General features: G+C 40.4%; 20 protein-coding genes. 12 read left to right on the forward strand and 8 right to left on the reverse strand.

The genetic code is table 11. From position 1 onward, the window contains the following. From R2Q78_RS16140 to R2Q78_RS16160, 5 genes are all read left to right on the forward strand, one after another. A partial coding sequence (locus R2Q78_RS16140; RefSeq protein WP_316793570.1) for a hypothetical protein occupies nucleotides 1-196 on the forward strand: 196 nt, incomplete at its 5' end. 5 nt (nucleotides 197-201) lie between these two features. Then, complete coding sequence (locus R2Q78_RS16145) at nucleotides 202-378, forward strand: hypothetical protein (protein ID WP_316793571.1); 177 nt, start codon at nucleotides 202-204, stop codon at nucleotides 376-378. A gap of 289 nt (nucleotides 379-667) precedes the next feature. Then, on the forward strand, nucleotides 668-955 hold the full coding sequence (locus tag R2Q78_RS16150; RefSeq protein WP_316793572.1) for a DUF2683 family protein: 288 nt from the start codon (nucleotides 668-670) through the stop codon (nucleotides 953-955). Continuing rightward, entirely contained in the window at nucleotides 946-1212 is a 267-nt protein-coding gene (locus R2Q78_RS16155; RefSeq protein WP_316793573.1) for a Txe/YoeB family addiction module toxin, read from the forward strand. The genes R2Q78_RS16150 and R2Q78_RS16155 overlap by 10 nt, the downstream gene beginning before the upstream one ends. Before the next feature lie 292 nt (nucleotides 1213-1504). Continuing rightward, nucleotides 1505-2722 (forward strand): hypothetical protein, encoded by a 1218-nt coding sequence (locus R2Q78_RS16160; RefSeq protein ID WP_316793574.1) that lies wholly within the window; start codon nucleotides 1505-1507, stop codon nucleotides 2720-2722. Nucleotides 2723-2867: 145 nt separating this feature from the next. On the opposite strand, the gene R2Q78_RS16165 is transcribed toward R2Q78_RS16160, so the two are convergent. After that, nucleotides 2868-3296 carry a retropepsin-like aspartic protease gene (locus R2Q78_RS16165; protein ID WP_316793575.1) on the reverse strand — a complete coding sequence of 143 codons (429 nt, stop codon included), beginning with the start codon at nucleotides 3294-3296 and terminating at the stop codon, nucleotides 2868-2870. A gap of 3 nt (nucleotides 3297-3299) precedes the next feature. Continuing rightward, complete coding sequence (mdh, locus tag R2Q78_RS16170; protein WP_316793576.1) at nucleotides 3300-4238, reverse strand: malate dehydrogenase; 939 nt, start codon at nucleotides 4236-4238, stop codon at nucleotides 3300-3302. A 215-nt stretch (nucleotides 4239-4453) separates the two neighbouring features. Here mdh and R2Q78_RS16175 point away from each other — a divergent pair, with 215 nt between their 5' ends. From R2Q78_RS16175 to R2Q78_RS16190, 4 genes are all read left to right on the forward strand, one after another. Continuing rightward, complete coding sequence (locus R2Q78_RS16175; RefSeq protein ID WP_316793577.1) at nucleotides 4454-4936, forward strand: lipocalin family protein; 483 nt, start codon at nucleotides 4454-4456, stop codon at nucleotides 4934-4936. Nucleotides 4937-5035: 99 nt separating this feature from the next. Further along, entirely contained in the window at nucleotides 5036-9463 is a 4428-nt protein-coding gene (gene dnaE / locus R2Q78_RS16180) for a DNA polymerase III subunit alpha (RefSeq protein WP_316793578.1), read from the forward strand. 71 nt (nucleotides 9464-9534) lie between these two features. Then, on the forward strand, nucleotides 9535-9852 hold the full coding sequence (gene trxA / locus R2Q78_RS16185) for a thioredoxin (RefSeq protein ID WP_136835311.1): 318 nt from the start codon (nucleotides 9535-9537) through the stop codon (nucleotides 9850-9852). A gap of 69 nt (nucleotides 9853-9921) precedes the next feature. Further along, nucleotides 9922-10842 (forward strand): DUF58 domain-containing protein, encoded by a 921-nt coding sequence (locus R2Q78_RS16190; protein ID WP_316793579.1) that lies wholly within the window; start codon nucleotides 9922-9924, stop codon nucleotides 10840-10842. Nucleotides 10843-10978: 136 nt separating this feature from the next. Here R2Q78_RS16190 and R2Q78_RS16195 read toward each other — a convergent pair whose 3' ends face one another. From R2Q78_RS16195 to R2Q78_RS16220, 6 genes are read right to left on the reverse strand one after another with little or no spacing between them, the layout of a single operon-like run. After that, on the reverse strand, nucleotides 10979-12169 hold the full coding sequence (locus R2Q78_RS16195; protein ID WP_316793580.1) for an aspartate aminotransferase family protein: 1191 nt from the start codon (nucleotides 12167-12169) through the stop codon (nucleotides 10979-10981). Nucleotides 12170-12195: 26 nt separating this feature from the next. After that, a complete protein-coding gene (locus tag R2Q78_RS16200) occupies nucleotides 12196-12645 on the reverse strand; it encodes a hypothetical protein (RefSeq protein WP_316793581.1) in 450 nt (149 codons plus the stop codon). A 13-nt stretch (nucleotides 12646-12658) separates the two neighbouring features. Beyond that, entirely contained in the window at nucleotides 12659-13300 is a 642-nt protein-coding gene (locus R2Q78_RS16205) for a hypothetical protein (protein WP_316793582.1), read from the reverse strand. Nucleotides 13301-13334: 34 nt separating this feature from the next. Beyond that, on the reverse strand, nucleotides 13335-13895 hold the full coding sequence (locus R2Q78_RS16210) for an RNA polymerase sigma factor (RefSeq protein WP_316793583.1): 561 nt from the start codon (nucleotides 13893-13895) through the stop codon (nucleotides 13335-13337). 27 nt (nucleotides 13896-13922) lie between these two features. Then, nucleotides 13923-14882: a transketolase family protein gene (locus R2Q78_RS16215; protein ID WP_316793584.1), complete on the reverse strand. Its 960-nt coding sequence runs from the start codon at nucleotides 14880-14882 to the stop codon at nucleotides 13923-13925. A gap of 11 nt (nucleotides 14883-14893) precedes the next feature. Further along, nucleotides 14894-15739, reverse strand: a complete 846-nt coding sequence (locus R2Q78_RS16220) for a transketolase (RefSeq protein WP_316793585.1) — start codon at nucleotides 15737-15739, stop codon at nucleotides 14894-14896. A gap of 189 nt (nucleotides 15740-15928) precedes the next feature. Between R2Q78_RS16220 and R2Q78_RS16225 the strand changes: the two genes are divergently transcribed. The 3 genes from R2Q78_RS16225 to R2Q78_RS16235 all read left to right on the forward strand — a co-directional run bounded on the left by R2Q78_RS16225 (nucleotide 15929) and on the right by R2Q78_RS16235 (nucleotide 20071). After that, nucleotides 15929-17827 (forward strand): heparinase II/III family protein, encoded by a 1899-nt coding sequence (locus R2Q78_RS16225; RefSeq protein ID WP_316793586.1) that lies wholly within the window; start codon nucleotides 15929-15931, stop codon nucleotides 17825-17827. A gap of 62 nt (nucleotides 17828-17889) precedes the next feature. Beyond that, nucleotides 17890-18621, forward strand: a complete 732-nt coding sequence (locus R2Q78_RS16230) for an endonuclease (protein ID WP_316793587.1) — start codon at nucleotides 17890-17892, stop codon at nucleotides 18619-18621. Between the two features lie 166 nt (nucleotides 18622-18787). Next, on the forward strand, nucleotides 18788-20071 hold the full coding sequence (locus R2Q78_RS16235; protein ID WP_316793588.1) for a sugar MFS transporter: 1284 nt from the start codon (nucleotides 18788-18790) through the stop codon (nucleotides 20069-20071). The last annotated feature ends 2 nt before the right edge of the window (nucleotides 20072-20073 follow it).

The following is a 20073-nucleotide window of genomic DNA, read 5'->3' on the forward strand; positions in this document are numbered from 1 at the left end:
GGAGTTTATCGCTGAGTTTGGGATAGAGACTGTTCTGGATCTGGAGCAGTTTACGCCGGAGGTGTTGTGGCAGCTTTACCGTGTCAACCGCGGGTATATTTCTTTGTTCGATGGAGTAGATGATGTGGATATGAGGATTGGTGACGGTGTTAAGACTTTGGAGGATGCGTTGGTGTATGGAGGAAAAGAAAATTAAACATTATGAGACTTAGTTATAAGAAACTCTACGAATCGGTGATGATGGAGCTGGAGTTTTTGAAAAAGGAAAGAGAGAAGTTGAAGCAAGAGAATGATTTGCTGGAAAAAATCAGGATGATACAGACCGAGCACTTATTGAAGAGAGAAAAAATGATAAAGGATATGGGAGGGAAGATATAAAAGTAGCGTGACGGCTGGGGCAAACCAAGTCAATTTTTTGAGAAAACAGCCAAAGAATTGGGGAGGAGGACTTTCTACTCCGGGATCCTGAAACGAGTTCAGGATGACGTAACGACAAGGTCAGCACAGGCTGGCCACCGCAAAAAAACGAGTTCTTTGATTTATTTTGAGTGAAAGGGAATTCAGAATATTGGAATTTTCTGCAAGATATTGCTTTATATCACAAATAATTAATTATTGGTTAATATTTGAAATATTGTTTATATTTGCAGTCTAAGTACGAGTGATTATGGCAGTAAAAGAATTGGTATCTAAGGGAGGTGTTCATCAGAATATTGGAGCAGTATCTTATTGGCAGAATATTTGCTATTTTTGTAATATGGAAACGCTAATTGTACAACCAAAAACCAAAGAGCAGCTGGCTGCTATTAAGGCTTTTATGAAAGCGTTGAAGATTGATTTTAAGGTTGAAGGCAGTCCTTATGATCCTGAATTTGTAAAGATGATTCTTCAAGGTGAGGAAGATATCAAAAACGGTAAGGGTATTAAAATAGATGTCAATAATCTGTGGAAGTAATCTTAACCCCAAAGGCAAAAGAGCATTTAAAATACTGGGAAAAATCTGGTAACAAACCAGTTCAGAAGAAAATTCAGCAATTGATATTAGCTATTCAGGAAAGTCCCTTTGAAGGAATTGGCAAACCCGAGGAGCTAAAGCATGAATTATCCGGAAGATGGTCGCGAAGAATAAATAATGAACATCGGCTGGTTTATAAAATCGATGGAACTGAAATTATTGTTCTTAATATTTTCTCCTTAAGAGGCCACTACTAGCCTCCTCCCTTTTTCACAACAATATTTTAATTCTGGTTCATACTGTAAATAGCTTGGGGTGAGCCAGAGTGGTTGCGTCTAAGCTGATAGGATCATACTGACCACGAAGCAGCTGCGAAGCAAAACGAGTTCAGCACAAGCTGTCCGCTTTAAAATGAAAAAAAACCGCAGTCCAATGCGGTTTTTTCGGTCATAGGGAAGATTAAAGTTTTTTATATCGGTGAGGATACAATGCTAAAACGGCTAACTAAGCCGAAGCAGGAATAAAAATTTTAATATTTTCTAATTATTTATGACTAACAAAGCAAAATTTGAATTAACGCAGTTTGAAAGATTGTTAAAGAACGACCTTCATCCTAAAAACATTGAAACTACATTAAAAACAAGCCCTATTGAAGAACTAAAGCTCAGCATTGACATTGAAACCTCGAGGATCACTGACACCATTAAAAATGTGCTGTGTGATGAATATGATGATCCTCATCTGGAAAGATATATCCAATTGCATGTAAGTGGCGCTATCAATATTCTGGACCTGATTTATGCAATCATCAGGCCTGAAGCTGCTGAAATTTTTAGCGAAGTAAGGTTGTGTGAAGGGTGTATTGATGTGTATATGCACCTAAAAGCTGGAGTGAAAACCATTCTGAATTACATCGAAAAAGACCTGAGCAAGTATTTTGACCTGAGTCTGCCGGTGCCGGATAGTTTCAGGATCGGCTCTGCCAGACAGCTGATGGAAGACCGGAATGTATTGCTGGCCAAGCTGCGTTCGAAGGAAGTGGATGTGTTGTTGCAGGACCTGATTCTGGATTATGTTTCCGGTCATTGTGTTTTGGAAACCTGTAGTTACTTAGAGCAGAAGTATACCAAATTGCTAATGGCACATCTGTTAAGAGTACTCAGAAGCAATAAGATCAAAGACTGGAACAGGAAAATGGTAGTTGAACTCATTTACCTGAACTTTAATAAGAGTACGTTTTTTACCTGGTGCAGGAAATTCATCGCTGCGGATGTAGATGGTCATCAAACGGTGAAGGAGCAGGTGCTGCGGTTTAATTGGTATTTGAAAGAAATAAAACCTCTGGATGTAAAACCCAATGTGTTTTATAAGCCAGGCAGACCTGGAATAAGGGAATTGCTGGAGCATTACATTTCAGGTGAATTGGTTTATTTAACTGAGTTTGTGAAGGAGCATGTTGCTGAGCCGGTGCAGAACTTTAAAGAAAGGGCGGAGAAGTTTGATTTTAAATTGCCGCTTAGTTTGTCGGTAAGCCAATTGGCTTTGTTCATCGAACTGTTTATCCGCACGGGCGTATTTCCTGTAGAGAAGGGCAAGATGAAAGCCACCATGGGTTTCTTCGCGGCGAATGTGACCACAGTTGGTACTGAAGAGATTTCGTTGAAAAGTCTGGATAATAACAGGAGACCGAAGCCAAAGGTATGTGACGCTATTGAAGGGATCCTGGAAAGGATGCTCGATTTGCTGAGGAATGATTTTATGAAGTAAAGGGCGGAGAGGTTCGTCATCTCGACCTCAGGAGAGATCTTTTAAGGTTGGAGGCGACAAAGATCTCTCCTCGTGCCTCGTTCGAGATGACGGGCAAAATGTTTATAAGGAAATTTAAAAGAAATGAATATGAAAGAATTGAGAATCAAAAAGACTCATACAGGTAGAGCTTCATTTTCTTATAATTGATGACAGCCTGATATTTCAGTAACAAGTCACTTCCAATAATGGCGATCACCTGTGGATGTCCTAGATCTTGATAGGCCTGATTTACAGTTTCGAGGTCGAGGGCAACAGCGTTGTAATCCTGAAGCTTCAGCCGGCCTATTTTGAGTTTGGGTATGAGGGCCTGGAAAGTACTGGAGGTAGCAAATAGCGTAGTCGCATGTGTTTCTTCAGGGGCTTCCAGGTCTTTGAGGTGTGCTTTGATAAAGGTTTGGTCGAATACCGATCTGGAAGCTCCGGTATCTACAACGGCAAGTAATTTCTGCCCGAAAACAACAATTTCCACTAATAAGTGGAAACCGTCGTCTTGTAAGCTTATTAAAATAAGGGGAACAGTGATTGTCCTCATCTATTATATCAATTTCATCTCAGTTAGTACATTGTTCATGTTCCTCACAGCATCAGCACTTTTATTAAATGTAGCTTGTTCGTCGCTGCTCAATTTAAAATCAAGGATCTTTTCAACCCCATTTTTTCCAAGAATGACAGGGACAACCAACGAAATATCTTCTTGTCCGTACTCACCTTCAAGGTATACTCCGGAGGAGATTAATTTCTTTTCATCCCTAACAATACTTTCAACCATTGCAGCTGTACCCGCACCAGGAGCATACCATGCTGAAGTTCCTATAAGACCTGTTAATGTCGCTCCGCCAACCATCGTAGCTGCTACGACTTTATCCTGCTGTTCCTTGCTCAACAACTGGGTGACAGGGATGCTGTTCCAGGTTGCGTGATTGATTAAAGGGATCATGGTCGTATCTCCATGGCCGCCAATCACAACAGCATTAAGGTCTGAAGGAGAACATCCAAGTTCCTGACTCAGGTAATATTTGAACCTTGAAGAGTCCAATGCTCCACCCATTCCGATGATGCGGTTTTTAGGCAGGCCTGATGTTTTGAATGTCAGGTAATTCATGGTGTCCATTGGATTGGATACCACAATAATAATTGCATCAGGAGAATGTTTTAAGATATTCTCGGTAACACCTTTTACGATACCGGCATTAATGCCGATCAATTCTTCACGGGTCATTCCAGGTTTACGCGGAAGTCCGGAGGTAATGACAACAACTTCAGATCCCGCAGTACTTGCATAATCATTGGTAACACCTTTGATTTTTGTGTCGAAGCCTAGTAAAGCGGCTGTTTGCATCATGTCTATTGATTTGCCTTCTGCAAATCCTTCTTTGATGTCTAATAGAATAAGTTCTTCTGCTAACTCTTTTCTGGCAATATTATCCGCGCAAGTGGCGCCTACTGCTCCTGCACCTACAACCGTTATCTTCATAGTATTAAAATTTTAAAGGTTACAGAATTTGCATTTTATTTTTGTGCAAATCCATTTTCTTATGTACTTTGGTTAGGTAACTAAATGAATCTCTTCATGCCGAAGTTATAAATTTAGCTTAGTTAAAAAAATGCTTTTGAAAACTTTATTCTAAGCCATTGGTTTTATGATAAAGAATTTACATTTGCTGCAAAGAGATAAATAAGGGGGGTAATATGGATAATGTACCGGTACAAAAAGTTGATATTATGGCCTATGCAGGGAAGTGGTTTTCTCTGTATTCTATTCCTGGTTTTTTGGATAAGGATTGGAAGCAAACTATTCAGACCTATGTCATTCACCCAGATGGATATTATGCGGCATTTACCACATATAGAGTTCCCGGAGAAGAAAAGCAGAAGTATGTACGTTCAAAACTGGCTGTAGTAAGAGGTACGGGAAATGCAAAAATGAAGGCGCAGATCATTTGGCCTTTTAAAATGGATTATTGGGTGATTGAACTGGCCGCCGATTATTCTTATACTGTTGTAGGTCATCCGAAGCATAAGCATCTTTTCATTATGGCGCGGAAACCCGAAATTGATGAAGCGCTTTTGGTTGCTATTATCGAGCGTTGCCATGAAAAGGGTTATGATACTGCTAAGCTGGTATCTCAGGAGCACAAAAGCACACCAGCCCTGGAAATTGTGCATGCATAATCCAAACTAATTTTATCAACGTCTGACATTAGGCGGTTAAAATTCCTTATTTTTGATCAATCATTTTTGATTTCTGAAAGGAGCAATTTTACTACAGCTATGTACTTAATTTTCGATACTGAGACTACAGGTTTACCACGTAACTGGAATGCGCCAATTACCGATACGGATAATTGGCCAAGGTGTATACAGATTGCCTGGCAGCTTCACGATGAATTAGGAAACCTGATTGAAAACCAGGACTACCTGGTAAAGCCGGATGGATTTAATATTCCTTATGATGCAGAGCGGATTCACGGTATCTCTACCGAACTTGCTGAAGAACAGGGGATCGTGCTTGCTGAAGTTTTAGAGAAATTTAATGCCGCTTTAGCAAAATCAAAATTTATTGTTGGTCAGAATATCGGATTTGACGTCAATATTATGGGCTGTGAATTGCATAGGATGGGTGTCGAAAGTCCGCTTGCACAAATGCCTGTTTTGGATACCTGTACGGAGACCACGGCCGACCTGCTGAAACTTCCGGGAGGAAGAGGAGGAAGGTTTAAGCTTCCCACCTTAACGGAGTTACATCAATACTTATTTGGAGAGCCTTTTTCTGAAGCTCACAATGCTACCGCCGACGTTGAGGCTACTACGCGTTGTTTTTTACAGCTGATTAAACTGGAGATTTTCAGACAGGATCAGTTGCAATGTACACCGGATTATCTAAAACGCTTTAAAGAACATAACCCAGGTTCTGTAAATAAGGTTGGACTAACGCATATCAATCTGAAAGCTGCGTCAGATGATATCAGAAAGCGCCTTAAGAAAACCAGTGGCGGTCCTTCGAAAGAAACTTTACAGGTTAATAAAGAGGAGCTTAAAAATGCTGCTTTTGCCCATTTACATAACCACACACAATTTTCAGTACTACAATCCACCATCAATATCCCAGACCTGATCAAAGCTACAGCTGCGCAGAAAATGCCGGCAGTTGCGATGACTGACCACGCGAATATGATGGGTGCCTTCCATTTTGTAAACCAGGTGCTGAACTATAACAAGGGCGCTGAAGCCAAGAATGCGGCTGCAGTAGAAAAAGGAGAAGAGCCTACAGAAACCATCATAAAACCGATCGTTGGATGTGAGTTCTTTGTGTGTGATGATCACGAAGATAAAAAGAGAAAGGACAACGGTTATCAGATCGTGTTGCTGGCCAAGAATAAGAATGGCTATCACAATCTTGCAAAACTTTCTTCCATAGCTTATACCAAAGGGTTCTATTATGTGCCCAGAGTTGACCGTGCGGCCATTGAAAAATACAAAGAGGACATTATTGTCTTGTCGGGAAACCTTTATGGGGAGATTGCCAGCAAGTTGTTAAATATCGGTGAGCGCCAGGCTGAAGATGCTTTACTGTGGTGGAAAGCACAATTCGGTTCGGATTTCTACATGGAGGTGATGCGCCACAATCAGGACGATGAGAATATTGTGAATGCATCCTTAATTTCACTTGCAAAGAAACATGAGGTGAAATTGGTGGCGACCAATAATACTTATTATATCAACAAAAAAGACGCAAATGCACATGATATTTTATTGTGTGTAAAGGACGGAGAAAAGCAGGCCACGCAGATTGGAAGTGGTCGCGGTTACCGATACGGATTGCCTAATCAGGAGTATTATTTCAAATCTTCTGATGAAATGAAAGCCCTGTTTGCCGATCTTCCTGAAGCCATATTGAATATCCAGGAGATTGTAGACAAGATTGAGATCTTTAAACTGGCACGTGAGGTACTCTTGCCTAAATTTGATATTCCGGAGCAGTTTTTAGTGGCTGAGGATGATGAAGACGGAGGTAAACGCGGAGAAAATAAATACCTGCGCTACCTGACTTATGAGGGTGCTAAGAAACGATATGGGGAACTGACCCCGGATATTATTGAGCGACTGGATTTTGAGCTGCAGACGATCGAAAAAACGGGTTATCCTGGATACTTTTTGATTGTACAGGATTTTATCCGGGAAGCAAGAAATCTGGATGTATCTGTGGGTCCGGGCCGTGGTTCTGCAGCAGGGTCTGTAGTGGCTTATTGCCTGTGGATTACGAACATCGATCCGATTAAGTATGATCTCCTTTTTGAGCGTTTCCTGAATCCTGACCGTGTGTCGATGCCCGATATTGATATCGACTTTGATGACGAGGGCCGCGGACGTGTAATGGATTACGTAATTCAGAAATACGGTTCGAATCAGGTAGCTCAGATCATTACTTATGGTACGATGGCGGCTAAGTCTTCGATAAGAGATACAGCGCGAGTGCTGGACCTGCCATTATTTGAAGCGGATAAGGTAGCGAAACTGATTCCCAACATGAAGCTCGCAAAGATCTTCAACCTGGAGGAAAAGGTACTGAAAGAAGCGCTGCGTGCGGATGAATATGAGAAGGTTCTGGAACTGAAGGCCATGGCAGGGGCTAAAAACCTGACTGCTGAGACCATCATGCAGGCACAGATCCTGGAGGGTTCATTAAGAAATACTGGTATTCATGCCTGTGGGGTAATTATCACCCCCGATGACATTACCAATTTCGTGCCCGTGGCAACGGCGAAAGATTCAGATTTATATGTTACCCAATTTGACAACTCTGTTGTTGAAAGTGCCGGATTGCTGAAGATGGACTTTCTTGGGCTGAAGACATTAACCCTGATCAAAGACACTGTAAAGCTGGTGAAACTGGGACATGGAATAGAGCTCGATCCTGATATTTTTCCGATAGACGATGTGAAGACTTACGAGTTGTTCCAGCGAGGTGAGACGATTGGTATATTCCAGTACGAGAGTAATGGTATGCAGAAATACATGAAGGAGCTAAAACCTACGGTTTTCGGTGACCTGATTGCGATGAACGCATTATACAGACCGGGACCTCTGGAGTATATTCCAAGCTTTGTACGCAGAAAGAATGGTGAGGAAGAAATTAAATATGACCTTGATGCCTGTGAGGAATACTTAAAAGAAACTTACGGAATTACAGTTTACCAGGAGCAGGTGATGCTTTTGTCGCAAAAGCTCGCTGGTTTTACTAAGGGTGAGGCCGACGTTTTGCGTAAGGCAATGGGTAAGAAGCAGAAGGATGTACTGGATAAGATGAAGCCTAAGTTTGTGGCTCAGGCAGCTGAAAAAGGACATGATGCAGCTACATTAGAAAAGATCTGGAAAGACTGGGAAGCATTTGCATCCTATGCTTTTAATAAATCGCACTCTACCTGTTATGCCTGGATTGCCTACCAAACTGCCTATCTCAAAGCACATTATCCTGCGGAATATATGGCTGCGGTTCTTTCCAACAACATGAGTGACATCAAGCAGGTAGCTTTCTTTATGGAAGAATGTAAGCAGATGGGGGTGCAGGTACTAGGACCGGATGTCAACGAGTCTGATATTAAGTTCTCCGTAAATGCCCAGGGCGAAGTTCGTTTTGGATTGTCTGGAATTAAAGGGGTGGGAGATAAGGCTGTTGAAAGTATCATAGAAGAGCGTGTCGCTAAAGGGATGTATGCTGATGTGTATGACTTTGCCAGAAGATCGAATACTCGTACGGTAAACAAAAAAGCATATGAGAGTTTTGTGTATAGCGGAGCTTTTGACGGCTTTGGTTCGCACAGGGCACAGTACTTTTTCGTGGGGATGAACGATAGGATGAATGGCATTGAAAAGCTGATCAAATATGCGAATGACTTTCAAAATAATGAGTCGTCCTCTCAGTCTTCTTTGTTTGGAGGAGGTGTAGCAGATCTGATTTCTGAACCTTCACTACCGGTAGCTCCTGAATGGAGCTTGATAGACCGTCTGAAATATGAAAAAGATGCTATTGGAATCTTCCTGAGCGGGCATCCTCTGGATAACTATCGCCTGGAACTAGATCGTTTCTGCCAGCAAAAGGTGAAACACCTTTCCATTGTGAATAAGATCCGAAGTGGGGACACCAATGAGGAGGTGCTCGCGGAATTTGAAGGTATCAAAAACCGTGAGCTTGTAGTAGGTGGTTTGGTGGTTATGGCTGCTCAGCGAATGACGAAGACGGGTAAACCATTCGGAACGATGATGTTTGAAGATTACGATGACAGTTGTGAGCTGGCCTTGTTTGGTGATGATTTTATCAAGTTTAAGCAATTCCTTACGGAAGGATACTTTTTGCAGATCAGGGGCAGAGTGGGAGAGCGGTTTAGAAAGGAAGGGGATTGGGAGTTTAAGATCACTTCGATTAACCTGCTTTCTGAATTACGTGATAAATTGGCAAAGAGCGTTACCATACAAGTTCCGATAGAACGGATTACTGATGATTTTATGAGTCAGATTCATGCCATCCTGGAAGACAATAAGGCAACTACAGATATTCAGAATTGTCAGCTACTTTTTGAAATTTACGACAGGGAGCAAAATGTAAACATCAAAATGCCCTCCAAATCACTTAAAATCAATCCTTGCAATGATTTATTAGAACAATTAGAAACTTTAAACGTTAACCCTAAGTTGAACTAATGTCATTTTGACATTAGTAAATTGATGGCATTACAATTGATTATATATTTGCAAAATAAAAAATAGAAATTATGGCTTTGGAAATTACAGATGCAAACTTCGAGGAAGTTGTATTAAAATCAGATAAACCCGTTTTGGTTGATTTTTGGGCAGAGTGGTGTGGACCATGTCGCATGGTAGGACCAGTTGTAGACGAGATCTCAAAAGAATATGAAGGGAAAGCAGTTGTTGGTAAAGTAAACGTTGACAACAATCCTCAAATCTCTACCCAATTTGGTATCCGCAACATTCCTGCATTATTGTACTTCAAAAATGGTGAAGTTGTAGATAAGCAAGTTGGTGCAGTTCCAAAATCTGTATTGGCACAGAAATTAGACAAACAGTTGTAATCTTTACAACACAACATACTTTAGAAAGCGTTCATAAATTTATGAACGCTTTTTTTTTATATTTACATCATGCAGTCACCATTTGATGAACAAGCCTCACACTTCAACAGTAATTTAGAATTGCTTGCCCGGCAGGTAGTTGAAGGGTTTATTACGGGACTGCATAAAAGTCCTTTTCATGGTTTCTCCGTTGAATTCGCAGAACACAGATTGTATAATGTTGGCGATAGTGTCAAAAACATAGACTGGAAACTGTTTGCGAGAACAGATAAGCTATTTAGTAAGCGTTACGAAGAGGAAACCAATTTGCGCTGTCAGTTTATCATAGATGTATCGTCATCTATGTATTTTCCTGTGGAGGGCTATAATAAACTCAATTTCTCGATAGAAGCAGTAGCGGCCCTTATTTATTTACTTAAGAGACAAAGGGATGCCTTTGGTCTTAGTCTGTTTACAGATCACTTGATTTTAAATACACCTGCAAAGTCTACCACTACACATCAGAAATATCTGTTTACACATCTTGAGCAGACCCTCCGGGCAAAGAAAATGGATGTGAAAACAAATGTGGAGCAAGCGCTGCATCAGATTGCAGAACTCATTCATAAACGTTCACTTGTTGTTATTTTTAGTGATATGCTGAATACGATGCAGGATGAAAATCATACAGAGGCCTTATTTTCGGCTTTACAGCACCTGAAGTTCAATAAACATGAAGTGATCATTTTTAATGTGACTGACAAAGCTAAGGAAGTAGATTTTGAGTTTGAGAACAGGCCTTATGAATTTGTGGATATGGAAACTGGGACGGTCCTTAAAGCCCATGCTTCCAAGGTAAGAGAAGCGTATCTGGAAAAAATGAATGCTTACAGACAGGCTATACAATTGAAATGCACACAATACAAGATCGATATGATCGATGCAGATATCAGCAAAGGTTTTTTCCCGATACTACAAGCTTATTTGATCAAGAGACAGAAGATGAGTTAGTCTGGAATTCATCATTTCCTTACTGAAAGTCGTCATCTCGACGATAGGAGAGATCTCTTGAATCATGTCTAGCCAAAAGATCTCTCCTATCGTCGAGATGACGTGAATGTTTAGGATGACGAGAGTGATATGCTGATTATATTACCGATTGCGCTATATTCTTCAGTATAATCCTGCAAGCTTCTTCAATCTCTTTTTCGGTAATGATCAATGGCGGTGCAATGCGCATGGAATTGCTGCAATGCAGAAACCAGTCGCTGATAACACCGTCTGCTATGCAGGCGTCTATGATCTTTTTGTTGGTCAGGAAATCTTCAAATTCTATTGCGATCATTAGACCTATACCACGGACTTCCTTTATAGCCGGATGTTTCAATAACTTTTTAAAGAGATTTCCTTTATCTTCTACGTTGCTTACAATGTTCTCTTTCAAAATTGTCTGAAGTGTGGCAAGGCCTGCAGCACAGCTAACCGGGTGGCCACCGAATGTAGTGATATGGCCCAATATTGGATTTGTAGCCAAAGAAATCATAATCTCTCTTGAGCTGACAAATGCTCCGATAGGCATACCGCCTCCAATGCCCTTTGCTAAAAGCAAGATATCAGGAACAATGTCAAAGTGCTCAAACCCAAAAAGCTTTCCTGTACGCCCGAAACCGCATTGAATTTCATCTAAGACTAACAATGTGCCTGTAGCGGTGCATTTTTCTCTAAGGGCTTTAAACCAGGCTTTGTCGGCAATTCTAATACCTGCTTCGCCCTGTATGGTTTCAATGAATACAGCTGCGGTTTTATTAGTAATCTGATTCAGATCTGCCGTTACATTGTAGTTGATGAATTTGATGTGGGGCAATAATGGTCTGTATGCTTGTTTAAACTCTTCATTTCCCATTAAACTCAAAGCTCCTTGTGTACTCCCATGGTAGGAATGATTACAGGCAATAATTTCAGTTCGGTGTGTATACCGCTTAGCTAATTTCATCGCACCTTCAACAGCTTCGGCACCTGAATTAACAAAATAGGTAGAATTCAGGTTTTCAGGAAGTACCTCAGAAAGGGCTTTCGCAAAGTTAACCTGTGGGCTTTGTACAAATTCCCCATAAACCATGATGTGCATGTAACTTTCGGCCTGTTGTTTTACAGCATCTACAACCGCAGGGTGGCAATGACCTACATTGCTGACACCGATACCGGCAATCAGATCCATGTATTTTTTACCTTCGGTATCATATAGATACATCCCGCTTGCTTTTGTAAACTCGAGAAGAAGTGGTTCTAAAGTAGTTTGTGCGTTGTGCTGCAGAAATAACTGACGTTGTGTAAGCATGGCACAAACTTACGAAATTATTCTTTTTACTGCGGTCTGCCGCCTCTGTACTTGTTCAGGAGTTCTCTTTTAAAGGCTTCCTGGGCACGGTAGAATTTGCCGACAATTTTTATTGGAAGACTAGTCTTTAACTTTCGATAGTAGATGACATCCAGGTTTAATTCTCTCTGTCTCATCGCAAAATCATTCTGAATTAAGGTCTGCACTTCACTATCAGATAACTCTTCTATTTCAGTGATTTTTCTGAAACTGATCATCTTTTGCTGACGTTCTTTACGCAGATCAGATTGCTGTTTTTGCCAGCTGGTGTAGATTGGCCAGAATATTTTTGCTTCTTCCGGACTTAAGTCAAGTTTCTGCGTTAAAAAGGCAATTTTATAAGCTTCAATCTCATCACCTCTGTCGCCTCCTGGCCTTTGCGCCAAGGCAAAGAATGGCAGGGAAAAGAACAGCGCTATGATAATTATGTGTTTCATTATATATAGTTAATTATAGACCAGCGATTTCATTTTGTGAATAGTTGTTGAGAATATAACTCTCAAGTGCAACATCTGAAGCAGATGCCTGAGCCTGTTTAGGTTCAGTAGCTTCGATATGTTCAATAATTACATCCTCATCAATATCGTACAGCATTTGTTCAGTAAACAACTCAGCAGTAAGTGATTTTGGATCTGCGTGCTGACTATTTAAATAAATTGTACCAACACCGGCAATAATCACAAAACAGGCTGCTGATGCATATTTAACCAATTTAGAGTGCCATAAACGAAGAATAGTTGGCTCCGTTTTTACCTGAGTGCTCTGAACTGTTTTGGCAAGAATGCTGGATTGCATTTGCTCAAAATAGTTAGCAGGGACTTCAAACCCCTCTTGTGGAATCGCTGCTTTTAGCTTTTCAGCAAAAATAGCGGCGTTAATATTTTCATTAAGTCCGTCAAAGTAATTTTCTGGCGTGTTAAATCCACTGCCATTTACTTTTGCTTTCAATCCCTCAAGATATACAGCGTTGGAAATTTCATTACCTAACCCCTCAAAATACCCTTCAGGAACTGAGAAAGGATTGTTTAGAGGCATGCTCGCCAATAGCGGGGCTTCCTTTTTCCAATCGTTATTTTCTAAATTCTGTTCCATTATGTATCTATTGATGTATTAATTGGCAAAAGGTTTAAAAGGTAATGTCTTCATTTAGCATAAAAACTTCAATTTTTTTTACGGCGATGTGAAAAGATGCCTTTAAAGCCCCTACACTCGTTCCTGTAATTTCAGCAATTTCCTCATACTTAAGCTCATCAAAGTATTTCATATTGAATATCAGGCGTTGTTTTTCCGGTAAAGTCAATAAAGCCTTCTGTAATTTGAGCTGGATTTTATCTCCGTTGAAATAAGAGGCTGCGACCAGGCTTTCAGCCAGTTCACCGGACACTTCATCCATAGGAGTATTGTTTTGTTGTTTCTTTTTATTGAGAAAGGTGATGGATTCATTGGTGGCAATCCTGTAAATCCATGTGTACAGCTGAGAGTCGCTGCGGAATTTTTCAAGGTTTTTCCAGACCTTGATGAATACGTCCTGAACAAGATCATCCGTGTCATCATGATTAATCACCAGTCGGCGGATGTGCCAGTAAATTTTTTGCTGATATTTATTTAAAAGCAGGTTGAAAGCTTCATTACGAGTTTTTTCATTGGAGAATTTCTCTAATATCTCTGAATCTTCAACCTGCTTCATTATTTTTCTTTTATTAGCTGCTATTGGTTATTTACCTGCTCTTTTCATCACTTTTTGTGCAGCTTCAATAATGTTAGTACTGTCTAATCCGTACTTAGTCATCAACTGATCAGGAGTGCCACTTTCACCGAAACTATCGTTCACCGCTACAAATTCCTGAGGAGTAGGTAATTCAGTTGAAAGCAATCTTGCCACACTTTCTCCAAGTCCTCCATATTTGTTATGCTCTTCACAAGTAACTACACAACCTGTTTTCTTTACCGATTTTAGAATAGCTTCTTCGTCTAAAGGTTTGATGGTGTGAATATTGATGATTTCAGCATCTATACCAAGTTCAGCTAGTTTTTCACCAGCTTCAATTGCTTTCCATACCATGTGGCCGGTAGCGATGATCGTTACATCAGTACCTTCGTTTACCATCCATGCTTTACCGATTTCAAATTTCTGATCAGGATCAGTAAATACAGGGATTACAGGACGACCGAAACGCAGGTAAACAGGGCCATGATGCTCTGCAATAGCAATAGTGGCTGCCTTGGTTTGGTTGTAGTCACAAGTATTGATTACCGTCATTCCAGGAAGCATTTTCATCAAACCTATATCCTCAAGGATCTGGTGAGTAGCGCCATCTTCACCCAGCGTTAGGCCAGCATGCGAAGCACAGATTTTTACATTTTTATCAGAATAGGCTACCGATTGACGAATCTGGTCATAAACACGGCCTGTAGAGAAATTGGCGAAAGTTCCTGTGAAAGGAATTTTACCACCTATGGTTAATCCGGCAGCGATGCCGATCATATTTGCTTCAGCAATACCAATCTGGAAAAAACGCTCAGGAAACTCTTTGATAAATGCATCCATTTTCAAAGAACCGATAAGGTCAGCACATAGTGCCACTACCTCAGGATTTTTTTTCCCTGCTTCCAGTAATCCAGCTCCGAAACCAGAGCGAGTATCTTTTTTTTCTGTATATGTATACTTTTTCATTAGTTTCTATCTTAATAATCTTTCAGGGTACTTGTTAATTGCGCCAAAGCTGTTGCCAATTGCTCATCATTAGGAGCCACACCATGCCATTTGTGAGATCCCATCATGAAGTCAACACCGTATCCCATTTGGGTACTCATCAGGTTCAGGATTGGTTTCCCTTTTCCGGTTAATGATTTTGCATAATGCAAAGCTTTTACGATAGCATCCATATCATTACCATCAGAATTGATCACGTGCCATCCGAAAGCCTCAAATTTAGCCTGAAGGTTTTCAAGAGAAAGAACTTTTTCAGTTGGCCCATCGATCTGCTGACCATTATAATCTACAGTACAGATCAGGTTATCAACCTTATTGAAAGGCGCATACATGATGGCTTCCCAGTTTTGTCCTTCCTGCAATTCACCATCGCCATGTAAAGAATATACAATAGAATGGTCTTTATTCAGTTTTTTTGCCTGGGCTGCTCCGATAGCAACAGACATGCCCTGTCCCAAAGAACCTGAAGCGATCCTGATTCCAGGAAGACCTTCGTGAGTAGTAGGGTGTCCCTGTAACCTTGAATTCAGTTTTCTGAAAGTTGCCAGTTCACTAACTTCAAAATAACCAGATCTGGCAAGAACACTATAAAAAACCGGAGAAATGTGTCCGTTTGAAAGGAAAAACAAGTCTTCTCCTTTTCCATCCATAGTAAAATCAGTAGAGTGGTTCATTACCTCAAAATAAAGTGCAGTAAAGTAATCTGCACAGCCTAATGATCCACCAGGGTGGCCCGATTGGCAGGCATGTACCATTCTAACGATATCCCTTCTTACCTGAGCAGCGATATCTTCTAATTCTTTAATTGTATGTTTCATTAATTGGGGTTTGTTTATTAATAAGACAAACTTATATAAACTATGCAAGTATTCATGCAGATAGTTAGAAAAAAAGTAAATATCTGGATGAAATGTATTTATGGAGGTTTAAAGGAAATAAAGATTTATTTCTACATTTAGATTTGGATACGTTTTCATAATAGATCAAACGAAATTATTCTCGATATCATGAAGTTAATCAAATCCTCTCTACTGTTATTTATGGTCATTTTAATCACAGCTGTAACTCCAGTTCTGGCCTTTCAAAACCAACCAACTTCTTTAGCCGATACGGTAGTCACAGCAACATGGATCAAAGCAAACCTTAGAAAGAATGGTCCTCATTTAATATTAACGGATGAATCTTTAGCCGAAATTAAATCTGCAGTAGTTAAAGATGATGCTTTGAAGGCCTATTACCAATTCCTGTACAAAAATGCAGAAGCACTTTTAACTATCCCGGTTTTAGAAAGAAAACTGGAGGGGAGGCGTCTGCTGAGTGTTTCCAGAGAAGCTGTAAAGCGGATAGGAACACTGTCCAGTGTCTACGCCATTTCAAAGGAGCCACGTTTTTTGAATCGTGCGGAGGCCGAGTTGTTGAATGTGTGTGGTTATTCTGACTGGAATCCCAGTCATTTTTTAGATGTCGGCGAAATGGCCTATGCTGTTTCAATTGGATTAGACTGGACATTGGGTGATTTACCACAGTCTACAAGGGAAATCGTCAGGGCTGCGCTGATCAACAAGGCATTGAACCCGAGTTTAAAGGAGAATCCCAAAGGTTGGATTTCAGGCACGAATAACTGGAACCAGGTGTGTCACGGAGGTATGGTGGCTGCTGCTGTGGCTGTTGCTGATCAGGAACCTGAGCTATCTGCACAAATCATATCAAGAGCATTGAAAAATATTCCCAGGGCATTAAAAGCATACGCACCTGATGGGGCTTATCCGGAGGGAGCGTCTTATTGGGCTTATGGCACTACCTATACGCTGATTACGATTTCCGCATTGGAAAGTGCCTTTGGAACTGATTTTGGTATTGCGCAATCACCCGGATTCGTTCAAAGTGCTTTGTTTGTGAAAAAACTGGCGGGTCCTTCGGGCTTATACTATAATTATTTTGATTCAGGCAGCGGAGGCAACAACAATCTTGAAAATCAGGAATTGTTGTCCTGGTTTGCACATAAATCTGGTAATGCTGTTTATTTTGATAAAAATCAACTAAAAGATCTGGTTGGCCAATCAGATACAGATGGTAAAAACACATCAAAATTAAATGGCGCAGCATTGGTTTGGATGGTCAAATCGAAAGAAACAAGCCGGAAAGAGCTCCCTGTAAACTATAAGGGAGATGGTGTAAACCCGGTTGTGATTTTCGGAGCTGCAAGTAAGGATAAATCTGGGTTTTACTTGGGCGCAAAAGGAGGAGCTGCGAACCTGAGCCATGGAAATATGGATGCTGGCTCTTTTGTGTTTGAACTGAATGGAGTGAGGTGGTCAGTAGATCTTGGGATGCAAAACTACCTTGAGCTGGAGAATGTCATCGGCGTAAACGGATTGTGGAATTCCGCACAGGGCAGTCCACGATGGACTTTATTGAGTAAGAATAATTTTGGACACAGTACCTTAACTATAAATGAGCAATTGCACAATGCCAGTGGTTTTGCGCCACTGATTCAATTCAAAGATTCGAAAAATAATCCGGAGGCTAGCTTTGACCTGACCGCTGTTTTTAAGGGCCAGCTTAGCGCTGCAACACGGAATTTTAAAAGAAAGGATGCACAGACTTTCGTCGTTGAAGACCTGTTGAAATTGTCTGATCAGACGCAAAGCATTACCTGGGCAATGATGACGCAGGCAGATGCTGAAGTGATTGAAGGGGGAGTATTATTGAAACAAAATGGCAAGTCGCTTAAGGTGATGATTAAAGACCTAAAAAATGTGGAAACCAAAATAGTATCTAAAGATCCACCGCCATTGGAGTACGACATGAAAGTGGAGGGATTGAAAAGATTAGAATTCAGGATTCCTGCTAAAGCCTTTAAGAATTCTGAAGCCAGGATTATTGTCGAATTGACCGGGGTTTAAAAAACCTAAGCCCCGGATAAAAACATTGTTAGACGATTCTGGTTTTATAAGAAAACCAGTTTATGCCAGAAGGACCATCAATTGTCATTTTAAAGGAAAAGATCTCTTATCTCAAACACAAGGTTGTATTGGAGGCATCAGGGTATGCTGATGTGGACATGGATGCAATCCATCATAAGAAGATAATGGACTTTAAAAGCTGGGGTAAGCATTTCCTGGTATGTTTCAATGACTTCACGATCAGGATTCACTTTGGATTGTTTGGCAGCTATCAGTTTCACAAACCAAAACGGGTAAATCCAAAAATAGCATTGCATTTTAATGATGATGATGTTTATTTCTACGTGTGTACGGTTAAACGTATTGATCAGCCTTTAGATGAGGTTTATGATTGGGAGGCAGATGTGATGGGCGATCAGTGGAATCCATCGAAAGCACTTCAAAAAATAAAAAATCTGAGCGGCAAGAAAATCTGTGACGTACTTTTAGATCAGAATATTTTTGCCGGAGTGGGAAATATCATCAAGAATGAAGTATTGTACCGAAGCAAAGTGCATCCGGAAAGCATTATTGAAAAGATACCTGAAGAAAAGCTGAAAAAAATTATAAAGGAATGCAGGATTTATAGTTTTGACTTTCTCAAATGGAGGAAAAAAAATGAATTGTCAAAGCATTTTGAAGTGTATGAGCAAAAGGAGCTCAAAAGTAATGGCAAGGAGGTGATTAGGAAAGAAACGGGAGCTACTAAGCGGATCAGTTACTTTGTGGAAAAAGAACAAAAGCTATATGTGTGAAGGGTATTGGATAGAATTTATGGATTTATATTGTAAGAAGTTTTTTAGACAAACGTTTGCGTAGAAAAAGTAGATTTGATCTTGTTTATATTTTTATACTTTAGCGTCTGAAGTTTTTAGTAGCTTAAAAACTGAGCACCTTACAAAATTAAATCTAAACCAACTAATGAACCAAATCCAACCTCAAAACAGAACACCTGTATTTACAATGGTGATATGCTGTGCGTTTTATTTCATCTTAGGCTTTATAACATGGGCTAATGGCTCTTTAATTCCATTCGCAAAAAAGGCATTTGATCTGGACAGTGACTTACAGGCATTTCTGGTAACCTTTGCCTCATATATTGCTTACTTTTTCCTGGCAATTCCGAGTTCATGGATACTTAAGAAGATCGGCTTTCATAATGGTTTAGTGCTGAGTGTGGTAGTTTTAGGGGTAGGATCTTTGATATTTATTCCGGCAGCGGAAAAAAGTAGTTATGTTTTATTCTTAACAGCAATTTTTGTGCAGGGTTCTGGTATGGCTTTGCTGCAAACTGCGGTGAATCCCTATCTAAGTATCATCGGGCCAATTGATAGTGCTGCGCAACGTATAGCAATAGCCGGTTTTTGTAATAAAGCAGCGGGGATGATTGCACCGATTGTACTTGGTAGCCTACTTTTAAAAGGTGCAAATGCAGCTGAGGCACGTCTGGTCCAAGCTACAACTGAAGTGGAGAAACAAACGATCTTAAATGAATTGTTAGATCAGCTTCATGCACCGTATATCGCATTGGCAATTATGCTGGCAGTGTTTGCAATAGGCCTTAAGTTTGTTAGTCTGCCTGAAGTAAATACTGAAGAGGAAGATGTTAATGAAAAGGCTTCGAATAGTTCTAAAACCATATTCAGTTATCCGCATTTGTTTTTAGGATCGCTGGCGATTTTCTTTTGCGTGGCTGTAGAGGTTATGGCAGGAGATATCATTGGAACGTATGCAAGGGAACTGGGTGCAGTACCTCAGGTATTTAGAGACAATGCTACGGCATTTACTTTAGGATTTATGTTGGTAGGTTATTTAATAGGGATCATTACGATACCAAGATTCATCAGTCAGCAAGCGGCACTTAGGGTTTGTACAAGTGTGGGTATTTTATTTACCGTACTTTCAGTATTTACTAGTGGAGTAATTTCCTTTTGGTTTGTAGCTTTGCTAGGTCTGGCCAATTCATTATTGTGGCCTGCTATTTTCCCTCTAGGTATTAAAGGCCTCGGCAGGTTTACCAAAACCGGCTCGGCCATTATGATTATGGGTATTGCAGGAGGGGCGGTTTGGCCTTTGCTGTATGGTTTTATGAAAGATAAATTACACATCGATTTTCAACATGCATTTTTATATGCGATGATCCCAGCTTATTTATATATCGTTTATTTTGCATCAGCCGGCCATAAAGTTAAATCAAGAGGTTAATT

The organism is Pedobacter frigoris, assembly GCF_032678645.1.
Taxonomy (GTDB): domain Bacteria; phylum Bacteroidota; class Bacteroidia; order Sphingobacteriales; family Sphingobacteriaceae; genus Pedobacter; species Pedobacter frigoris_A.